The organism is Hymenobacter gummosus (assembly GCF_003970915.1).
Taxonomy (GTDB): domain Bacteria; phylum Bacteroidota; class Bacteroidia; order Cytophagales; family Hymenobacteraceae; genus Solirubrum; species Solirubrum gummosum.
The window spans coordinates 177,573-196,571 of the sequence record NZ_RXOF01000005.1; the positions used below are offsets into that span (position 1 = coordinate 177,573).

Below are 18,999 nucleotides of genomic sequence, written 5' to 3' on the forward strand. Positions count from 1 at the left end.
GCCAGCCGCTCACCCCCAACCCGCGGCCCGCGAAGCGGGTATATGCTATATGCCCTGTCGATGGCCGCACATCAGCGCAGGATGTTGTACGTAATGGATGAAGACCTCAAACGGGAGTTTGATACGGCCCGTCTTAAGCACATTCTGTTCAAAGCCCGCCTGCGCTCCTTCCTTTTCGGGGCTGGCGGCAACGAGGCCCCGGTGCGCGACCCGGACGAATGCTCCTTCGGGCACTGGATTCGCGACGTAGCCCTGCCCCGTTTCGGCCATTACCCCGAGGCCCGGCAGCTCGACGACGCCCACCGCCGCGTGCACCACGAAGCCAACCGCCTCATGGACCTGCACCTCGCCGGCCAGACCGAGGAAGCCATGCGCGGCCTGCGCGCCGCCAACCCGCTCACCGACGAGGTGCTGGGCCTGCTGAATACTCTTGAGCATAAGTTGCGTAAAGAGGCCCGCTAGCGTCCGGCGCGGCCCCTTTACATGAAGCTCAAGCTTTCCACCCGCCTCTTTATCGGCTTTCTGGCCATTGCAATGCTGTTTGTGATGGTCGGCATCGTCAACTATCAACTTTCGCGGCAGGTGCTGCGCAACTCCGAGCGCATTGCCCACTCGCAGAACCGCACGGCCCAGGCTACGCGCATGCTGGGCAATATCGTGGACATGGAGGCCGGCTTCCGGGGCTACCTGCTCGTCGGCAACGAGGGCCTGCTCGAATCCTACTACGAGGGCGAGCGGCAGCTGCTGGGCTCCTTCTCGCGCCTGCGCGACGAGTTCGGCCTCGACGACCCGCAGTACGCCCGCATGCTGCAGGCCCAGCGCCTGTACGAGCGGTGGTCGGTGTACTCGCACATGCTGGTGAGCGAGAAGCGCGCCGCCCGCAAGCGCAACCCGCGCCAGGAAGGCGTCGACGGCATGGAGCACCGCGCCCTGGTGGAAGACCTGACCGGCAAGCAGATGATGGACCAGATTCGCGTCATCTTCCGGGGCTTCGACCGCGACGAGCTGGCCACCCGCGACAAGCAGCGCGCCAAGCTGGCCGCCAGCATTCAGCAGACGCGCATCCTGTCGGTGGTGCTGACGCTGCTGGCCCTGGGCCTGGGTTTGCTCGGCGCCTGGCTGATTGCCCGGCTGCTCTCGCGCCGCATCCGCCGCATGGTGCAGCTGGCCACCCGCATTGCCCGCGGCGAGTACCATGTGCGCCTGGCCGACGACGCCCGCGACGAGCTGAGCGAGCTGGCCCTCTCGCTCGATTCCATGGCCACCACTATCGAGTCGACCATCAACCAGCTGGAGCGCCGCAACCAGGAGCTGGACCAGTTTGCCTACGTGGTGTCGCACGACCTGAAGGCCCCGCTGCGCGGCATCGAAAGCGCCTCCCGCTGGATTGAGGAGGACATGGATACCGGCCTGCCCGAGCACATCCGGGAGTTTCTGGTGCTGATGCGCACCCGGGTACACCGCATGGAAAACCTCATCAGTGGCATTCTGGAGCTGGCCCGCATCGGGCGGGTGCAGCAGCAGCAGGAGCGCGTAAACGTGCGCGAGCTGCTTAATGAAATCATCGACTCTCTGGCCCCGCCCGAGGGTTTCCGGGTGGTGCTGCCGCCTTACCTGCCGGTGCTACTGGCCTCGCGGGTGGAGCTGCAGCAGGTGTTCAGCAACCTCATCAGCAACGCCCTCAAGTACCACCACGACCCCAGCCAGGGCCTGGTACGCATCGGTCTGCGCGAAACCACCGAGGAGTATACCTTCACCATTGCCGACAACGGCCCCGGCATTGCGCCCGAGTACCACGAGCGGGTGTTCGTACTATTCCAGACGCTGACCGAGCGCGACACCATGGAAAGCACCGGCGTGGGCCTGGCCATCGTGAAGAAAATCATCGAGCGGCACGGGGGCACTATCCGGCTGGAATCCAGCGAAGGAGCCGGCGCCACGTTCACCTTTACCTGGCCCAAACTCCCGGCCCGCAGCACCGCGGCGGCCGCGGCCCGGCCGGCCCAAGTCGGCCAGTAGCGGATTATTTGCGTAATATGGGCAGGCCGGCACTCCGCCACCCCTTGCATGCGCCGGCCCCTCACCCTTGCCCGCTATGTCAACCGACTCACCAAACCCCGCCAGCATTCTGCTCGTCGAAGACGACCAGATGGATATTATGAACGTGCAGCGCGAGCTGCGCAAGCACAACATCACCGTGCCGCTGTACGTGGCCCGCAATGGCCGCGAGGCCCTGGCCCTGCTGCGCGGGGAGGGCGACCGGGACCAGATTCCCAAGCCCAGCGTGGTGATGCTCGACATCAACATGCCGCGCATGAACGGCCTGGAGCTGCTGGAAGTGCTGCGCTCCGACCCCGAGTTCGTGGGTCTGAACGTGTTCATCATGACCACCTCCGACCTCGATACCGACCGCCTCAAAGCCCGCGACCTGGCCGTGAGCGGCTACATCATCAAGCCCCTGAACTTCGATAAGTTCGGCGAGGGCGGCTCCACCGTCGACGGCTTCAGCCTGTTCCTGGATTTGCTGCAGCTCAAGGAAGCGCAGCGGTAGCTGGTGAAATAGTGAGATGGTGAGCGGGTGAGTTTGACGTTTACGCAGCTCCCTTGCTCTACTTATTGCTTTTACCAACACGAAACGGCCCCGGCAACACTAGTTGCCGGGGCCGTTTCGTATTTCGGGTCGTCAGGCCGTCAAACTCACCATTTCACTATCTCACCGCCCTAGAGGAGCCGGAAGCCCATGCGGTGGTGCACGGTGGGGCCGTGGGCGCGAATGGCTTCGCGGTGCTGGCTGGTGGGGTAACCGGCATTCTGCTGCCAGCCATAGTGCGGAAACTCGGCCGCCAGCTGGCCCATCCGCTCGTCGCGGAAGGTTTTGGCCAGTACCGAGGCGGCGGCGATGTTGAGAAACTTCGCGTCGCCCTTCACGATGCAGCTGTGCTGGATGCCCGGGTAAGCCCGGAACCGGTTGCCGTCGACGGCGAGGTGGGTGGGCTGCAGGCCCAGGGCGGCCACGGCACGGTGCATGGCCAGGTAGCTGGCCTGGGCGATGTTGATGCTGGCAATTTCCTCGGGCGAAGCTTCGGCCACAGCCCAGGCTACGGCGTTGCGGCAAATCACGTCGCGCAGCTGCTCGCGCCGCTTGGGGCTGAGCAGCTTGGAATCGGTGAGACCGGGGGCTACAAAATCGGGCGGCAGCACCACGGCGGCGGCAAACACCGGTCCGGCCAGGCAGCCGCGGCCGGCTTCGTCGAGGCCGGCTTCGAGCGGCTGGTGGGTAAGGGAAACGGGCAGCATAATCGGCCGCAAAGCTAGCCACGGCGGGGCAGCTACGCCGCGGCCGGGGCAAAAAACAACCGCCCGCCGTGGCGTCTGAAGCCAGGACGGGCGGTTGCCCAAGTAGGCAAGAAAGGAGGCTGCCTAATGTTTGCCGGCAGTGCTGCCGATAATGTTGTCGGGCGATTCGCCGCGGCGCAGGCCCTGGCTGTCGCGCGGGCCTTCGTCCAGCTCCCCGTCTTCGTCGGTGCTGATGTATTCGTTGGTCAGAGGGCCGAGGCCCCCGGTTTGTTGCTGCAGTTCGGCTTCGGCTTGGGCGTGTTTCAGGTTGAACAGCGGGTCGCCGGGATTAGAGGTGTTTTGGTTGGCGGAGTTTTTTTGCGAATTGGCCATAACGGTGCAGATGGCTGGCCGGAAGGTTAGCGACCAGCTTATTGGAAGTTACGGCTTTAGTGGATATCAAGTTAACTCTATGTTACGGCCGGCCAAAAAAAAGCCGCTGCCCCTTTCGGGACAGCGGCCGTTGCCGTTCGCGGGTTCCATCCACCCTAGTTTTTCACGAAGCGGCGGGTCAGGTTCAGGCCGTTGGCGCCCTGCACCTTCACTAGGTACGTTCCGGCCGGCAGCGCCCGCACGTCGAGCGACGTGGCAAGCGAACCAGCCAACTGGCCTTTCAGCACCAGGCTGCCGGCCGTGTTGTAGATCAGCACGGAGCTGGCGTCGGTGGCGCCCAGCAGGCGCACGTTCAGCGTTTCCACGGCCGGGTTCGGGTACAGGGCCAACTCCAGGCCAGCCTGCTTGTCGAAGCGCACGGCGCGGGTGTCCGTGGTGGTCGTGGTGCCGTCCAGGTCCACCTGCTGCAGGCGGTAGTACACCGTGCTAGCCTGGCGGGCCGCCTCGGCATCGGTGAAGCTGTACTGGTGCGCCGTGGTGGAGGTGCCGTGGCCGGCCACGCGGCCTACCTTCACGAAGTTCACCCCGTCGATGGAGCGCTCAACCTCGAAGTGGCTGTTGTTTTTCTCCTGAGCGGTGCGCCAGGTCAGCAGGGCGGCGGTGTTCTGCGCCTTGGCCGCGAAGTCAACCAGCTCCACCGGCAGCGGGCCGAAGCCGATGGTGAAGGCCACCACCTGGGTGTTCGTGCCGCCGTTGGCGTCTACCGTCGTTACGTTCAGCGTGTAGCTGCCGGCGCGCAGGTTCAGGTTGTTCACGTTCGTCACCCGGATTTCCCCGTTGGTGGCGTTCAGCGTCAGCCCGAGCGTGTTGAGCAGGGTGGTGCCGGCCGCATCCGTCGTGGCCGAGCGCACCCCGTTGTCGGAGCCCACCAGCGTACCGTTGTTGGTCCCGCCGACGGTGTACATCTGCCCGCTGCTGTTGTAACGGGCCGCATTGGCGTCGAGCACACTGGCAATCAGGTCGTTGTTGCGGTAGGCATCAGCCAGCAGACCGCCGCGGGTCGGCGCCGCCGTGTACACCGAGTTGACATCCTGGCCCACGGCAATGGTGTAGATGGCCGTGTTCGAGGTAGCCGGGGCACTGGCGTTATCGGTAGCCGTGTAGGTGAAGAAGGCGTTGCCGATAAAGCCGTTGGCCGGGTCGAAGCGCAGGGTGTTAATCTGGGCGGCGGTCAGCGTCTGGCCGTTGGTGATGGGCGAGCCGGTGCCCGGGCCCAGGTACAGGGTACCAGCCGCCGAAGCCGGCAACGAGGTAATGGTGTAGGTCAGCGTGGTCGAGGCATCCGCATCGGTAGCCAGCAGCGGCGAGATGAGCAGCGGCCCAGCCGTGGTAGCCTGCGGGGTCTGCAGGTTGTTTACCACGTTGTAGGCTACCGGCGCGCGGTTGATGGTCGTCGGCGTAGAGGCCGAGTTGTTGCCGCTCACTTCCCCGAACGAGTTGGTGGGCGTCACGTTGGCCGTCACCGTGTAGTTGGTGCTCGGCGCCGAGAAGGTCACGTAGTTGGTCACTTCCCCGCTGGCCCCCACCGTCTGGTTGCTGATGGCCGGGAAGGTGATGGTCGTCGTGCCGTTGGCGACGCTAACCGGCCCGCTGGCCCCCGAGTACGTGATGTTGGTAGCTCCAGCCGGGATGGTCACCGTCTGCGTCGACGAAGCCGGGGTCGGCCCGTTGTTCAGGGTCATCACGGCGTAGGTTACCGTGGCGCCCGGCTGCGTGGTGGCCGGACCGCTTACGCTCGTGGCCACGTCGGCCCGTACGTCAATCGGTACTTCCAAGGGCGCCGAGTTGTTGGCCGGGTTGCTGTCCCCGTTGTCCGAGCGGACAAACGAGGTGGCTTGAACCGTGCCGCTGTTCGGCGCGGTGAAGGACACCGAGTAAGCGTTGGTGGGCAGCGAAGCGCCCGAAGCCAGGCTGGCAATGGGGTTCCAGGTTACCAGGCCGGTGGCAATGTTGTAGCTACCACCCGTACCGCCGCTTACCGTCACCGTCCCGAAGGCCTGCAGCCCCGCCGGCAGCGCCAGCGAAACCACTACGTTATTGGCCGTTACCGGGCCGTTGTTGGTGTAGTTGGCGGCGATGATGAGGCTGGAGTTCGGGTTCACGTTTGGCAGCGAGGACACAATGCTGGTCCGCAGATCCACCGTCGAGGTGGGGGCGGTGCTGCCGCTGATGCTGGTCGTGGCTACGTTGTTGTCGTAGTTCGACTCCACGCTGCCCGCCGTGGCGCGGGCCACTGCGTTCAGGCTGGCTACGTCGGGCATAGTCAGCGTGGCCGTGCTCGTGAGGGAGCTGCCGCTGGCCAAGAAGCTGGTCGTGCCAAAGGTTACCAGACCGGTGGTGTTGTCGTACGAGCCACCACCCGTTACCGTCACGGCGTTGGCCCCTAGGCCGGCCGGCAGTTGGAGCGTGGGCACCACGTTGGTAGCCGCGGCCGGGCCGGCGTTGCGCGTCGATACCGAGAAGGTCACGGCACTGCCTACCGGGGCGCTGGTCGGACCACTCAAGGCCACCACGATGTCGCCCACGGCCTGTACGGTGGTGGCCACCGCGGCTGTGTTGTTGGTCAGGGTCGTTTCGGGGGTGTTGCTGCTCACGCTGGCCGAAGCCGTGAAGCTGCGGGCACCCACTGGCACTTCGTAAGTGATGGTGTTGACCTGCGAAGCACCTTTCACCATCAGGTTAGAGATGTTGAAGGTCACGATGCCGGTATTGATGTCGTAGCTGCCACCGTTGGACACCTGCACGCCGCTCAGGCCGGCGGGCAGGCTCACGCGCTGCACCACGCCCGTAGCCGGGGCTTCGCCGCTGTTGCTGGTCGTCACGGTGTAGGTTACCAATTGGCCGGTGCTAACCGTGGTCGGGCCGGCCAGCGTGGTAGCCAGGTCGGCTACGCTGCTTACTTCCACCTTCACCTGGGCCAGGTTGTCGGCGGGCAGGATGTCGGCCGAAGTCGTGGCGACGGTGGCCGTAGCCAGCACCACGCCCTGCGCCGGAGCATTGAAGGTCACCGTAGCGCTGGCGCTGCCGGCCGAAGCCAGGTTGCCAAACGAGGTGAAGGTCACCAGACCGGTATTGATGTCGTAGCTGCCGCCGTTGGACACGCTCACGCCGGTCAGGCCGGTGGGCAGCAGCAGCGTTTCCGTTACCGCGTTAGCCGTGTTCGGGCCGGCGTTGCTGGCCGTCACGGTCAGCGTTACCGGGGCGCCGGGGGCTACGGTGCTGGCCGACGGCGTCACGGTGGTGTACACGTTGACGGCGGCGGTGCCGGCTACCGTGCCTACCTGCGTACCGGTAGCCAGGCCGTTCAGGTTGGCCGAGTTGTTACCGGTAGCCAGGTCGCCGGCGTTGTCGCTGCTGGCGCCCGCCGTTACTACTGCCGTCGGAATACCGAAGTTGGCCGACGGAGCCGCGAAGCTGATGGAGTTGACCACCGTCTGGCCCACCGGCAGGCTGCCGATGGCCGGGAAGGTCACCCGGCCGTTGCCCGAGTTGTAGGTACCGCCGTTGGAGGCGAATACGCCCGTCAGGCCGGTCGGCAGCTGTACTACCTGAATCACGTTCGGCGCGGGCGACACCGAGCCGCTGGTGCTGCTCAGGTTGCTGGTCGTCACGGTGTAGGTTACTTCGTTGCCCCGCACCACGGCCGTTGCCGGGCCGCTGATGGTGGTAGCCACGTCGTAGCGGGGCGACACGTTCAAGGTGAGCGTGACCACGTTGTTGGTCGTGTTGGTTTCGGTGCCGGTACCGCCGATGGTAGCCGTAGCCGTTACCGGACCGCTGCCGGGCATGTTCGACACGGCCACGTTGTAGGTGACGTTGGTGTTGGCCGCCATCGTGCCTACCGGGATGCTCAGTACGCCGGTCGTGTTGTTGTAGAGCGTCGTGTTGCTAGTGTAGGCACCGCCCGTTACCGATACCGTACCGCCACCCGTGGTCAGGCCGGCGGGCAGCTGCAGCGTCTGCACCACGTCATTCACCGCTACCGAGGAGTTGTTGGCCGCGCGCACCGAGTAGGTCTGCGAGGCACCGGCCGTCGAGTTGTTGGCGGGCGAGGTGAAGCTCGTTGCCAGATCAATGTTCGGCGCCTTCACTTCCACGGAGATGAACGCCGTGTTGGAGCTTACGCCCGAGGTGTTGTTTACCGTGTAGGGCACCGTGGCAATGCCGGTGAAGCCCGTCGTCGGCGTGAACAGCACCTGGCCGGCGCTGGTAAACTGGAACGTACCGCCCGTGACGGCCACGGCCGTGGTGCTGCCGGCGCCCTGGCCGTTCAGGTTCACCGTAGCCGGGTCGATGTTGTTCTGGTCGTTGGTGGTTACCGTCAGCGTCACCGGCGTGTTCGGGGCCGTCGTGGTGAAGTCGTTGGTGGCCACCGGAGCCTGCAGCACCGGCGCGTTGCCCGAGAATTCCGAGGTACCCACGGCGCTCAGCGTAGCCGTCGAGGTAATCAGCACGCCCGCCGTCGACAGCGCGGTTTGCTGCGCCGCCGTCAGCGACGAGAGTGCTACGGCAAAGGTGAAGCGGTTCTGGTTGGTTTCCGTGCCCTGCGCAAAGCCGTTGATGTTGCCGCTGTACGAGCCCGTCGATCCATCTAGGTCACTGCCGTTGACGCCTTCCACGCGGCTGAACAGGAAAGTGCGGCCCTGGCCGAAGTTGGCGCCGGTGGCGTTGCTCGAAGCCGGGTTCGGCTCGGCCACGAAGAATTCCACGGTAGCCCCAGGCTTGGTGAAGCCCGCCACGTACAGCACGCCGTTGCGCACCGTCGCCGTCTGGATGATCGGCATGTTGGTCAGGCCGTTGGCCCCCGAGTCACCGTCGCCATTATCATTCAGCGTCACGTAAGGCGCCACGCCGTTGTTCTGGTTGCCGCCCGAGGTCTGGGCGCTCGACAGCAAATCAATGCCGATCTGGCCGCTGACCGTCGAGCCGGCGTTGTTGGCTACGTTGCCGTTGCTGTAGATGGAGTTCTGGCTGAACGTGTTGTTGTCGGCCCCGTTAAGGCTCCGGATACCCGCCCCGTAGTTGCCGGTAATCACGTTGCTGCTGATGGTGGCGTTGTCGGCCGCAATGCGGATGCCCGACGTTGCGCCGGTGCCTACCCCGTTGCCGCTGATGGTGTTGCCGCTGACAGCAGCCCCGTCACCGTCGACGGCCAGTTCAATGCCGTTGCCGTTGTGGCCGGTGATGAGGTTGTTGCTGATGGCCACGTTGCCGCCGACTACGTTGATGCCGTCCAGGTTGTTCGAGCGCCCGTTGCCGCTGATTTCGTTGCCGCTGATGGTGGCCGACGTACTGGTGTTCACGCGCACGCCGTACCCGTTGGCAAAACCAATCAGGTTGTTGGTAATCTGAATGCCCGTGCCGCCGGTGATGCGGATGTTATCGGCGTTGCTTACCTGCGCCGTCGAGAAGTTGTCGGCCGTACCGCCAATCACGTTGCCGGTGATGGTGACGTTGCTGGCCGTTACCCGGATGTTGGCGTTGGCGTTATTGTTGGTCGCGTTGCCGAAGCCAGCAATGGCCAGTCCGCGAATCAGCGTCCCGGTGGCGGTGCTGCTCACGTCCAGGCCGATGGCGCGGGCCGTCGAGCCCAGAATCTGTACTTCCGGCTGGTTCACCGTAGCTAAGGCCGTACCAGCCGTGCCTACGTTGCCGCCGCTGCCCAGCGTCCCGGTGTTGGAATTCTGAATGTTGGTGGTTTGCAGCGTGCCGTCAATCGAGGTATTGGCGTCTTCCAGGTCCGGCAGTACCGAAGCCGGCGAAATCGAGGCCACCCCGTTGGTCAGGCCCGAAGTCAGGCCATTGCGCAGACCGGCCGGAGCACCCGTGGCGGCCCCGTTCGGAATCATAAAAATCGACACCTCGCGGCCCGCCGTTTGTCCGTTCTGAGCCAGATTGGTGTTCGACAACGCGTTGCTGTTGTTGATGAACTGCCGCAGCGAGCCTTGGCCCGCGTCGTTGGTATTGGTAATGACGTCGAAATTGAAGCCGAAGTCAACCCCAGTGAGGCCCGCAGCCGGTACCGTCACCAGCTTGATGGACTGGGCAGTGGTAGCCGTCTGGCCCGAGCCGGCCGTCAGCGTTGCGAGGTTGGCGTTGGTAGTATTGGCCGCAGCGTCGATACGCGACGGGGTTTCGCCACCCACGCGGTTCACGTCATTGTACACGAAGGTTTGCACCGCCGTGGTGTTGGCAGCCGTGAAGCCGCTGTTCAGCGCCCGCACCGAGGTTACCGTGGAGTTGACCACGCGCACGGTGTAGTTGGCGGCCGAAGGCACGTTAAACGAGTAGCTGCCGTTGGCGGCACTCGTGGTAGCGGCTACGAAGATGCCACTGGCGTCGTAAAGTTCTACCCGGGCGTTAGCGCGCAGGATGGCGCCGCTGGCAAAGCCCGAAGCCTGCGCCGCCGTATTGGCCGCCGCATAGTCGCGGCCGGCCCCGCCGCCGTAGTTTACGTCGTCGAAGATGTTACCGCTCAGCACGACGGGCGTCACGTCCAGCGTCCGCGTCTGCGAGTCGTTGCTGGTCACACCGTTCTGATTGGTGGTAGTGGTCGTAGTAGCCGTCAATACGGGCGAGCCGCTGGCCGGCGCCACGATGCTGAAGCTGTAGCTGTCGGCGTTACCCGAGGCAATGGTTCCCCCAGTGTAGGTAATTGTCCAGCCGGAAGTCTGGTTGCCGCTCAGCGTGCCGCCGGTTTGCGTTACGCTCGGCACGCCAGCCGGAATGCTCACCACCCGCGTTACCCCAGCCGCCGGTGAGGGACCGTTGTTGCCAAACTGCACCGTATAGTTGACGGTGGTTCCGGCCGTAGCCGTAGTGGTGGCCGCGGCCGGCGCGGTGAACTGCGCGTACACATCGGCTACCGGCGTTACCGTCGTCGTCGTCGAAGCCGTGTTTGGCGCCGTGTCCGTGCCCTGGCCCGTGCTGGTGGTCGTATTGCTTGTGACGGTGATGCTGCTCACCGGCAGCGGCGTCAAGGTAAAGTTGTAGGAAACCGCGGTGCCAGAGGGCAAGTCGGTTGCGGCGGGGTAGGTAATGGTCCAGCCACCGGCCTGCGAGCCGGTCACCGTTCCGCCCGGGGCCGATACGGCCGAAGCTACGTTGGCTTGAACGCTAACCGTGCGCGTCACGTCGTTGGCCGCGTCCGGGCCGTTGTTGGTGTACGATACGCTGTAGTTGCCCGAGGGCACACCCGCCAGCAACGTAGCCGGGGCCGTCAGCGCCGTGGTAACATCGGCGGTGGCGCACCAGGCAAACGAAGTGAAGCTGATGATCTGGCTACCAGGGTTGGGCTGCGAGGTCTGACCGTTGCGGTAGGTAACTACCACTTGGTTGATGGCAACCGGGAACGTAATAACTACATTGCTCAGCAGGCCACCGCTGTTGGCCGTACCCGTGATGGTGTTGTTGCCGCTGAACGTATTTACGTTGTTGGTACCCAGATCGATATCGGCAGCTGTCAGCGTGTAGATGGTGTTATCGGGCCGCCGGCCGTCAATGCGTACAATGTCTTCCCAACCGCTGCCATTCGAGGCACCAACCAGCTTGTCGATATCGTTGATGGCAAATGAGAAGCCCGTCACCGCCCGGCTCAACGCGAACGTAGCCACGGCGTTGTTGGTCGTGGCCGCGTTGGTGGTGTAGTCGGTGGTCAGCGTGAGGACCTTGTTGTTGAACGACTCCGCAATGGAGAAAGTAGTTTCACCGGCTGCCACCGACGAGCTGTAGGTAGAAGTAATATTTAGGCCTTCTACCGTCAGCGTCCGGCTGGTTTTCCAGTCTTCCCCAGTGGTCCGAGCCCGAAAATTGGCCGTATTGGCATCCGCGCAGCCGCTTTTCGCCACGGGGATGGAGTATGTATTGGCGGCTACTTCCGTGCCGGTGTTGTCCTGCGCAACGTAGGTAAACTCAACGGCCCCGAAGGCCGTAGCAACCGGGTCGAAGGTCAGGTTGGGCAAGTCGTTGGGGGAAATCACCTGGTTCACCGTAACGGGTGTGCCGTTTAGGGCCAGGGTACCTTGCGTGCTCGTGTTCGGAATCGACTTGATAACGTAGCCCGTTACCGTGCCGGCGCTGTAGCCCTGCAGATAAGGTGTTAGCACGACCGGACCAGCGCCGTTAGAAACCATGTCGCTCAGTACGTCAACCGACGAAGGGCCACCCACTTGGAAGGTGTAAGTGGCCGTGTTGGAGAAGCCGTTGGTAGCGTCGTAAGCCCGAAACGTAAACGAAGTAGCGCCCACCGTAGCGTTGGCCGTCGACGCAAAAGCCAGGTATTGAGCCCGGGCCGCGCTGTAGTTGACGTTGATTTGAGCGACTTCGTAAGCGCTGATGGAGCTGTTGGCAATGTACAGCGTGCCTTGCGAGGCCGGCGGTAGCGTCGACAAGCGGAAACCCGACAGATTACCGTCTGAGTCGGTACCCGACAAGCCGGGCGTCAAGCCGGTACCACCGCTGTTGAGCGGTACTACAGTCGTCGAAGTGATGTCCGTCACTACGGGGTTAGCCAACGGCCGGGCGCCCACACCCGTGGGTGTGGGGGCTTGATTCAGGGAGGGAACCAGCGCCCTCAAGTCGTCGGTCAACCTGTCTTTGTAGATGTCAGGCAAGGCTAGCTGCGCTTGCGCAGCCGTCGCTCCGAGCATCCCCCAGGCCAGCAGCAGCACTGCAAGTCGTAAGGTTGTTCTCATGAAAGTATGTTTGATGGATGGATGAAAGTCTGGTTGGGTTCGGGCTGCTACCAGCCTAGCGGGTATTAGGCGCTTTCAAAATTATTTGAGGCCTTGCAAAGCCCCACCGGTTTTCGACCAATGAGCGGACTTACTAGCTGAATGGTGCACTTGTCTTGGTAGATAGAGCTCCGCTTGGCCTTTCCCAGTATGGGAAAGGCTTCACCTCTAATCAGGCTTAGGACAAAAACAACATAAACCTTAAACTATCCCACTACCATTTTGTATTTGGGCCACAAAATTCGTAGATAATTTACTGATTAGCAAATTACAGCTAAGTAATAATACCAAGCGTACTCAGCCGAACAACCCGAATCAGACTTTGGATTATTCGCACCTCTTCAGACACTTTCCAAATATACGACCGACAGCAAGTCTAGTAATTATATAGATAATCATATATGTTTTGCTAAATCTGTGATAGTAGCTTTGCCTGCGGCCTATACCGTATTCACTGAATCATGCAGCCCTTCCCCGACGAGTCGCACAATCCTTGGCAAGTCATAAGCACCGAGGTTAAGTACCAGAATCCCTGGATCAGCGTGCGCGAAGACCAGGTTATCAATCCGCGGGGCGGCCGCGGCATCTACGGAGTCGTGAGCATGAAAAACAAGGCTCTGGGTATCGTGCCCGTCGACGCCGAGGGCAATACCTGGCTGGTGGGCCAGTACCGCTACCCGCTCGATGAGTACTGCTGGGAAATTCCAATGGGCGGCGGCCCCGTCGAGTTAGACATCTTAGAGTCGGCGCAGCGGGAGCTGCGGGAGGAAACCGGCCTGCAGGCCCGCCGCTGGACCAACATTGCCCGCCTGCACACTTCCAATTCCGTCACCGACGAGGAAGGCTTCGTATTCCTGGCCGAGGATCTGGAGCAGGGCGAAACCGAGCACGAAGAAACCGAGGAGCTGCACCTCTGGAAGCTGCCCCTGGCCGAAGCCGTGCAGATGGTCATGGCCAACCGCATTACCGATGCCATCAGCGTGGCCGGTCTGCTCAAAGCCTCCCTGATCCTGAGTAACAGGTGACAGGTGACAGGTGACAGGTGACAGGTGACAGGTGACAGGGCTGTACTGTGGCCGGTGCGCCCGGTTAGCGGCAGCAACGTATTTTTGCCGGACGTTCTCGTGCCCCACCACGTGTCATGCGGCACGTGTTACGTGTCACTTCGTCTATGCGCCGGCTGCTTACTTACCTTGGTCACCGCCTCTACACCACCTGGGCCACGTTCTGGTTCGTGATGCCGTTCGTCGTGACCTACCCGCTGCAGGTACTGTTGTCGCGGCAGCCGCGCTGGCACCGCCACCTGCACGCGCTGAACCGCTGGTGGTCCATCCTCTTTATTCGGATGTGGGGCGTGCCGGTGCGGGTGGAGTGGCGCGGCCCCCGGCCCCCGGCGCCGGTGGTGTACGTGCCCAACCACAGCTCCTACATCGACATTCCGTTGCTGTTCAAGGCCATTCCGGGCCACCTGAACATCATGGGCAAAAGCTCCCTGGCCAAGACGCCGCTCTGGGGGCCCATCTTCGGCCGGGTCTACATCACCGTCGACCGGGGCAACGCCGTGGCGCGGGGCCGCTCCCTGGTGCAGGCCCGGCAGACGCTGGCGGCCGGCCGCTCCCTCATTATCTTTCCCGAAGGCGCCATTGCCCCCAAGCCCGGCGAGGAGCTGCTGCCCTTCAAGGACGGCCCCTTTCAGCTGGCCGTGGCGGCGGGCGTGCCACTGGTGCCCGTCACCATGACGCACAACCACCGTTTCATGCCCGACGTGAAGGGCCTGCGCGTGCGCTTTTCCAAGCTGCGCATCGTGCTGCACGAGGCCATTCCGACTGCCGGCCTCACGGCGGCCGACATTCCGGCGCTCAAGGAGCGCGTGGGCCGTATTATTGCCGGCGAATTCGACCCGACGGCGGCGGGCATCCCTGGCCCGAGCACGCTGCGCCCCCAAACCGCACCGCCGGTGAACGTGCCGGCCGCTTCCTGACGTTACTTTCTCCCCGAACCATTATTTCCGGCTTCCTTGTGAGCACCGACCTGAATACCCTACGCCAGCTGGCCCACCTTTCGCGCCTTGAATTCAATGAGGGCAACGAGCAAAAGATGCTGGCCGACCTCAACGAAATCCTGAACTGGGTAGACCAGCTCAACGCCCTCGACACCAGCCACGTGGAGCCGCTGGTGCACCTCTCGCGCGAGCTGAACGTGCTGCGCCCCGACGAGCCCCGCAACTCCGTGAGTCACGCCGAGGGCCTGAAAAACGCCCCGCGCAAGGATTCGGATTACTTCCGCGTACCGAAAGTTCTGGAGTAGCGCGTGCCCACTCTTTCATCGGTCCGACCGCCGGTCTGGCGCTGGCTGCTGCTGCTGCTCGGCGCGCTGCTGCTGGCGGGCCTTGGCTTTGCCCTCTACGCCTGGTTTGTGGGCGATGAGCACACGCTGCCCGTTGGCACCGTGGCCCAGCTCGTGCCCGTGCCCGTCACCGTGGCCCAACTGCCCGCCGGCCCCGACAGCCTCGCGCTGCAGGCCAACGGCTACCTCGTCACGCAGACCTACGACGTGGCCGGCCCTGAGCTGTGGCCGGCGGCGGCTACGGCCTGGCTGCTGCTGCTCGGCCTCGGACTGAGCGTGTGGCTGGCCGTTATCAGCCACCTGTCGCGCCCGGCTTTCCTGGGCGGGGCCGCCCTGGTCATCTTCCTGCTGATGGCCCTCAGCCTCGACGCGCTGGAAGTGTTCCGCGGCTCGCAGCAGTACCTGCTGATCCTGGCCCTGGGCGTGTTGCTGTTGCCGGCGTTTCTGCTGCAGGCTTTCTTCGAGCGGGTGAATTTGGGCTGGCGGCTGCTGCTGTTCACAGCATTGGTAGCCGGCCTCACGGCCCTGCTATTTACCCAGGCCCCGCAGCCCGCCGAGCTGGTCATCTTGCACCTGGCCGCTTACGCCACCCTGCCCGGAGTGGCAGCGGTAGCGCTGCTGAGCCTCTGGCTGGGCGGGGAACTGATTTACGGCCTGCTCTGGCTGAATACGCAGGGCGCCAGCCCCGCCGGCCGCTTCGGCCTGCTACCCTTCATCGTGTCGAGCGGGCTGCTGCTGGGCATCATGGGGCTCTACTACTGGAACGGCGGCCAGCTGGCCGTGCTGCCGGGGGTGCACCTGGAGCCTTATCTGCTGCTGCTGGCCGCAGCCGGCATCGGCTGGTGGACGCTGCCCAAGCGGGAGCCGACCTACAGTGGCTGGCTGCCGTACCGGGCGGCCGCGCCGCTGTACCTGGTGCTGCTGCTGCTGGCCCTGGGCGGCACCGCCTACGCCGCCGCCACGGCCAATACCCCGCTGCTGCAGGCCGGCCGCGACCTTACCAACCTGATTCTGGCGGCCCTGGGCCTGGCCTTTTTCGCCTACGTGCTGGTCAACTTCGCCCCGCTGATTCAGGCCAAGAAGCAGGTGCACCGCGTGGCCTACGACCCGCGCCGGATGCCTTTCTTCGCCATGTACGCGCTGGGCACGCTCATCGTGGCCGGGGTACTGCTGCGCAATAAGTTCGACGTGCTGGACCTGGCCCGCGCCGGCGAATACATTCAGCTCGGGGATTTGACGCGCTACCAGAGCGCCCAGCAGCCCGACAACCTCTACCTGGCGGCCCTGGCTGAGCGGTACTACGCCGAGGCCGACCAGCTCGACCCGCGCAACGCCCGGGCCGCCCTGGGCCGGGCCGCGCTGTTTCAGCAGCGCGCCCAGCGGCAAAACGAAATCAACGTGCTGGTGCAAGCCCTGCAGCGGGAGCCCAGCGAAAAGGTGCTGCTGCGCCTGAGTGCCCGCTTCGACCAGCCCGCCGACTTTTTCGACCGGCAGCAGCTGTTGCGCCAGGGGCTGCGGGCGCTGCCCGCCAGTGCCCGGCTCAACGCCGAAATGGCCCAGCTTTACACCCGCTCGGCCCTCATCGACTCGGTACAGTACTACCAGCGCCGCGCCCTGGCCGCCGACGCTGACAACCCCGTAGCCCACACCAACTGGCTGGCCTACCTGCTGCAAAACGAACAGCGGCCCGCCGCCCGGCAGGCCGTGCAGGAGGCGCCCAAGCTCGATTGGCCGGCCTGGCAGAACAACGCCTGGCTGCTGGACTTGCAGCAGGGCCGCTTCCAGTCCGTGGCTGCCGCCCGCCCCGCCTTCGACTCGGTGCTGACCGTGCCGCAGTTTGCCCAGCTCTACCACGTCGGGCTGGCTCAGGCCGCGCGCCGCGATACCACGCTGCTGCCCCTGGTGCAGGAGCTGCGACTGGTGGGCGGGAATCAGGCTTTTACCGACCAGCTGACTTTCCTGAGCGGCCTGCAACTGCTGCGCAGCCCCCGCCCCGCCGCGGGCGCCGACCAGCTCGAGGCCCTCACCAACGGCAGCGCCGGGGGCTACTACCACCAGCTGCTGGGCCAGTACCTGCTGGAGCGTGGCCTGTACGCCAGCGCCGCCGCCCGGCTGCAGCAGGCCCAGGAAGCCGGCAACGCTGCGGCCGCCGTGCCCGTCGTCCACGCGCTCTTCTGGGCCGGCCAGCCCGATTCGGCCCGGGCCCTGGCCCAGCGCGCCATCAAGGCTTCCCCGGCTGCTGCCGCACCGCTGCAGCGCCTGCTCAACGGCCCCGCCCCTGCCCCACCCGCCCCGGCCCGTCCCTTGGCCCAAGCCTACCAGCAAGCGACGGCGCAGGAAGCTGCCTCCCCGAAAAAGGCCGCGGCTGCCTACCGCCGCCTGGTGCAGGCCGACCCGTACGACGAGGCCGGTGTGCTGGCTGCCGCGGCTTTTTTCACTCGTCAGCGCGACCTGCTGACGGCCTACGAGCTGCTGCAGCGGGCCGCGTCCTACAATCCTGAATCCGTCCCGGTGCTCAAGAACCTGGTGCTGACCGCCGCCGACGCGGGCTTGGATGAGTATGCAATTTCGTCGCTGAATAAACTTGGCACGTTGCTTCCATCCACAGAATATTCTATCTTTCGTAGCCAATACGACAAGCGGCGCGTCATCCACCAGGCCGCCGCAGCACCCTGGAACTAACCCCAACCCTATGCTGCCGCCTGTCATCCAAACCTCCAGCATTTCCAAAGTGTACCGGATGGGCACCGAGGAAATCCACGCTCTGCGCTCCGTCACCATCAGCATTCCGCGCGGCGAGTACGTGGCCTTCATGGGCCCTTCGGGCTCCGGCAAATCCACGCTGATGAACATCGTCGGCTGCCTCGATACGCCCACCACCGGCCAGTACATCCTCAACGGCAAAGACGTGAGCCGCATGACGGATAACCAGCTGGCCGACGTGCGCAACAAGGAAATCGGCTTCGTCTTCCAGACGTTCAACCTGCTGCCCCGCGCCACGGCCCTCGACAACGTGGCCCTGCCGCTCATCTACGCCGGCTTTTCCAAGTCGGAGCGCGAGGAGCGGGCCATGGAATCCTTGCGCTCCGTGGGCCTGCACGACCGCGCCAAGCACAAGCCCAACGAGCTGTCGGGCGGGCAGCGCCAGCGCGTGGCCATTGCCCGCGCCCTCGTCAACGACCCCAGCGTGCTGCTGGCCGACGAACCCACCGGCGCCCTCGACTCCCGGACCAGCTACGAAATCATGGAGCTGTTCGAGGCCCTGTACGCCAAGGGCAATACCATCATCATGGTAACCCACGAAGAGGATATTGCCCGCTACGCGCACCGCATCGTGCGCCTGCGCGACGGGGAAATCGAAACCGATTTGCCCAACCACGACGTCCACAAGCACCAAGTGGTGCTGCACACCTAACCCCTTCAACCCTTCCGCTGCGGTAGTCTATTGGCTTTCAAGGTTGTGCCCCGATGCGCCGTCGGGGCATTTCTTTTCCCGTAACTTTCGGTGAAACGTTCTTCTTACGAACGGCCGTTTGTCTTTCCACTGAACTCAGCTTCGTTTCCGTGAAGATATACACCCGCACCGGCGACCAGGGCCTGACTTCCCTCATCGGCGGCACCCGCGTACCGAAATCCAGCCTGCGCATTGAGGCCTATGGCACCGTCGACGAGCTGAATTCTTGGCTGGGCATGGTGCGCGACCAGGACGTGAACCATCCCCACCGCGCCCTGCTCAAGCACGTGCAGGACCGCCTGTTCACCGTCGGCGCCACCCTGGCCTCCGACCCCGAACGTTCCCGCATGCAGCTGCCTGATTTGCTCGACGCCGACGTGAGTGAGCTGGAGCAGGAAATGGACCGGATGAACGAGGTGCTGCCCGAGCTGCGCAACTTCATTTTGCCCGGCGGCCACCCGGCCGTGTCGCAGGCTCACGTGGCCCGCTGCGTGTGCCGCCGCGCCGAGCGGCTGGTTATTGCCCTGCGCGAAGACTCCTTCGTGCCCGAGTTAGTCGTGCAGTATTTGAACCGACTCTCGGATTATCTGTTTGTGCTGGCACGCTGGATGGGCCACGCCCTCGGTGCCGAAGAGGTAGCCTGGCAGCCGCGCCAACGCCCGGTCTAGCCCTGGTTCCTCCCCTCTCTCTCCGCTTCCGACCCATTTTTTCTGCATTCCCCCCACGCTTTCCTCCCCA

12 protein-coding genes are annotated in these 18,999 nt (G+C 64.2%); 9 read left to right on the forward strand and 3 right to left on the reverse strand.

What is annotated here, in order from left to right; translation table 11 throughout:
- Positions 1-93: 93 nt before the first annotated feature.
- From EJV47_RS10775 to EJV47_RS10785, 3 genes are all read left to right on the forward strand, one after another.
- A complete protein-coding gene (locus tag EJV47_RS10775) occupies positions 94-462 on the forward strand; it encodes a CZB domain-containing protein (RefSeq protein WP_165903697.1) in 369 nt (122 codons plus the stop codon).
- A gap of 21 nt (positions 463-483) precedes the next feature.
- Positions 484-2,019 carry a sensor histidine kinase gene (locus EJV47_RS10780; RefSeq protein WP_126693164.1) on the forward strand — a complete coding sequence of 512 codons (1,536 nt, stop codon included), beginning with the start codon at positions 484-486 and terminating at the stop codon, positions 2,017-2,019.
- A gap of 76 nt (positions 2,020-2,095) precedes the next feature.
- Positions 2,096-2,551, forward strand: coding sequence for a response regulator (locus tag EJV47_RS10785; protein ID WP_126693165.1), 456 nt, complete (start codon positions 2,096-2,098; stop codon positions 2,549-2,551).
- Positions 2,552-2,721: 170 nt separating this feature from the next.
- Here the strand turns inward: EJV47_RS10785 and EJV47_RS10790 are convergent, their stop codons facing one another.
- From EJV47_RS10790 to EJV47_RS10800, 3 genes are all read right to left on the reverse strand, one after another.
- Positions 2,722-3,297 (reverse strand): ribonuclease HII, encoded by a 576-nt coding sequence (locus EJV47_RS10790; RefSeq protein WP_126693166.1) that lies wholly within the window; start codon positions 3,295-3,297, stop codon positions 2,722-2,724.
- A gap of 123 nt (positions 3,298-3,420) precedes the next feature.
- The gene (locus EJV47_RS10795) at positions 3,421-3,669 is read right to left on the reverse strand and encodes a hypothetical protein (protein WP_126693167.1); all 249 of its coding nucleotides are present in this window, start codon (positions 3,667-3,669) and stop codon (positions 3,421-3,423) included.
- A 155-nt stretch (positions 3,670-3,824) separates the two neighbouring features.
- Positions 3,825-12,227, reverse strand: coding sequence for a right-handed parallel beta-helix repeat-containing protein (locus EJV47_RS10800; RefSeq protein WP_207895877.1), 8,403 nt, complete (start codon positions 12,225-12,227; stop codon positions 3,825-3,827).
- A gap of 695 nt (positions 12,228-12,922) precedes the next feature.
- Here EJV47_RS10800 and EJV47_RS10805 point away from each other — a divergent pair.
- From EJV47_RS10805 to EJV47_RS10830, 6 genes are all read left to right on the forward strand, one after another.
- Positions 12,923-13,486 (forward strand): NUDIX domain-containing protein, encoded by a 564-nt coding sequence (locus EJV47_RS10805; RefSeq protein WP_126693169.1) that lies wholly within the window; start codon positions 12,923-12,925, stop codon positions 13,484-13,486.
- 146 nt (positions 13,487-13,632) lie between these two features.
- Positions 13,633-14,442 carry a lysophospholipid acyltransferase family protein gene (locus EJV47_RS10810; protein ID WP_243651109.1) on the forward strand — a complete coding sequence of 270 codons (810 nt, stop codon included), beginning with the start codon at positions 13,633-13,635 and terminating at the stop codon, positions 14,440-14,442.
- A gap of 38 nt (positions 14,443-14,480) precedes the next feature.
- A complete protein-coding gene (gatC, locus tag EJV47_RS10815; protein WP_126693170.1) occupies positions 14,481-14,768 on the forward strand; it encodes an Asp-tRNA(Asn)/Glu-tRNA(Gln) amidotransferase subunit GatC in 288 nt (95 codons plus the stop codon).
- A 3-nt stretch (positions 14,769-14,771) separates the two neighbouring features.
- Positions 14,772-17,489, forward strand: a complete 2,718-nt coding sequence (locus EJV47_RS28000) for a tetratricopeptide repeat protein (protein ID WP_165903699.1) — start codon at positions 14,772-14,774, stop codon at positions 17,487-17,489.
- A 10-nt stretch (positions 17,490-17,499) separates the two neighbouring features.
- Positions 17,500-18,222, forward strand: coding sequence for an ABC transporter ATP-binding protein (locus tag EJV47_RS10825; protein WP_126693171.1), 723 nt, complete (start codon positions 17,500-17,502; stop codon positions 18,220-18,222).
- A 149-nt stretch (positions 18,223-18,371) separates the two neighbouring features.
- Complete coding sequence (locus tag EJV47_RS10830) at positions 18,372-18,929, forward strand: cob(I)yrinic acid a,c-diamide adenosyltransferase (RefSeq protein ID WP_126693172.1); 558 nt, start codon at positions 18,372-18,374, stop codon at positions 18,927-18,929.
- Positions 18,930-18,999 lie beyond the last annotated feature (70 nt).

Coding starts and splice junctions, on each gene's coding strand:
- EJV47_RS10795 (WP_126693167.1), bottom strand. CDS start 3,669: ATGGCCAATTCGCAAAAAAACTCCGCCAACCAAAACACCTCTAATCCC.
- EJV47_RS10810 (WP_243651109.1), top strand. CDS start 13,633: ATGCGCCGGCTGCTTACTTACCTTGGTCACCGCCTCTACACCACCTGG.
- EJV47_RS10825 (WP_126693171.1), top strand. CDS start 17,500: ATGCTGCCGCCTGTCATCCAAACCTCCAGCATTTCCAAAGTGTACCGG.
- EJV47_RS10790 (WP_126693166.1), bottom strand. CDS start 3,297: ATGCTGCCCGTTTCCCTTACCCACCAGCCGCTCGAAGCCGGCCTCGAC.
- EJV47_RS10805 (WP_126693169.1), top strand. CDS start 12,923: ATGCAGCCCTTCCCCGACGAGTCGCACAATCCTTGGCAAGTCATAAGC.
- EJV47_RS10780 (WP_126693164.1), top strand. CDS start 484: ATGAAGCTCAAGCTTTCCACCCGCCTCTTTATCGGCTTTCTGGCCATT.
- EJV47_RS10785 (WP_126693165.1), top strand. CDS start 2,096: ATGTCAACCGACTCACCAAACCCCGCCAGCATTCTGCTCGTCGAAGAC.
- EJV47_RS10775 (WP_165903697.1), top strand. CDS start 94: ATGGATGAAGACCTCAAACGGGAGTTTGATACGGCCCGTCTTAAGCAC.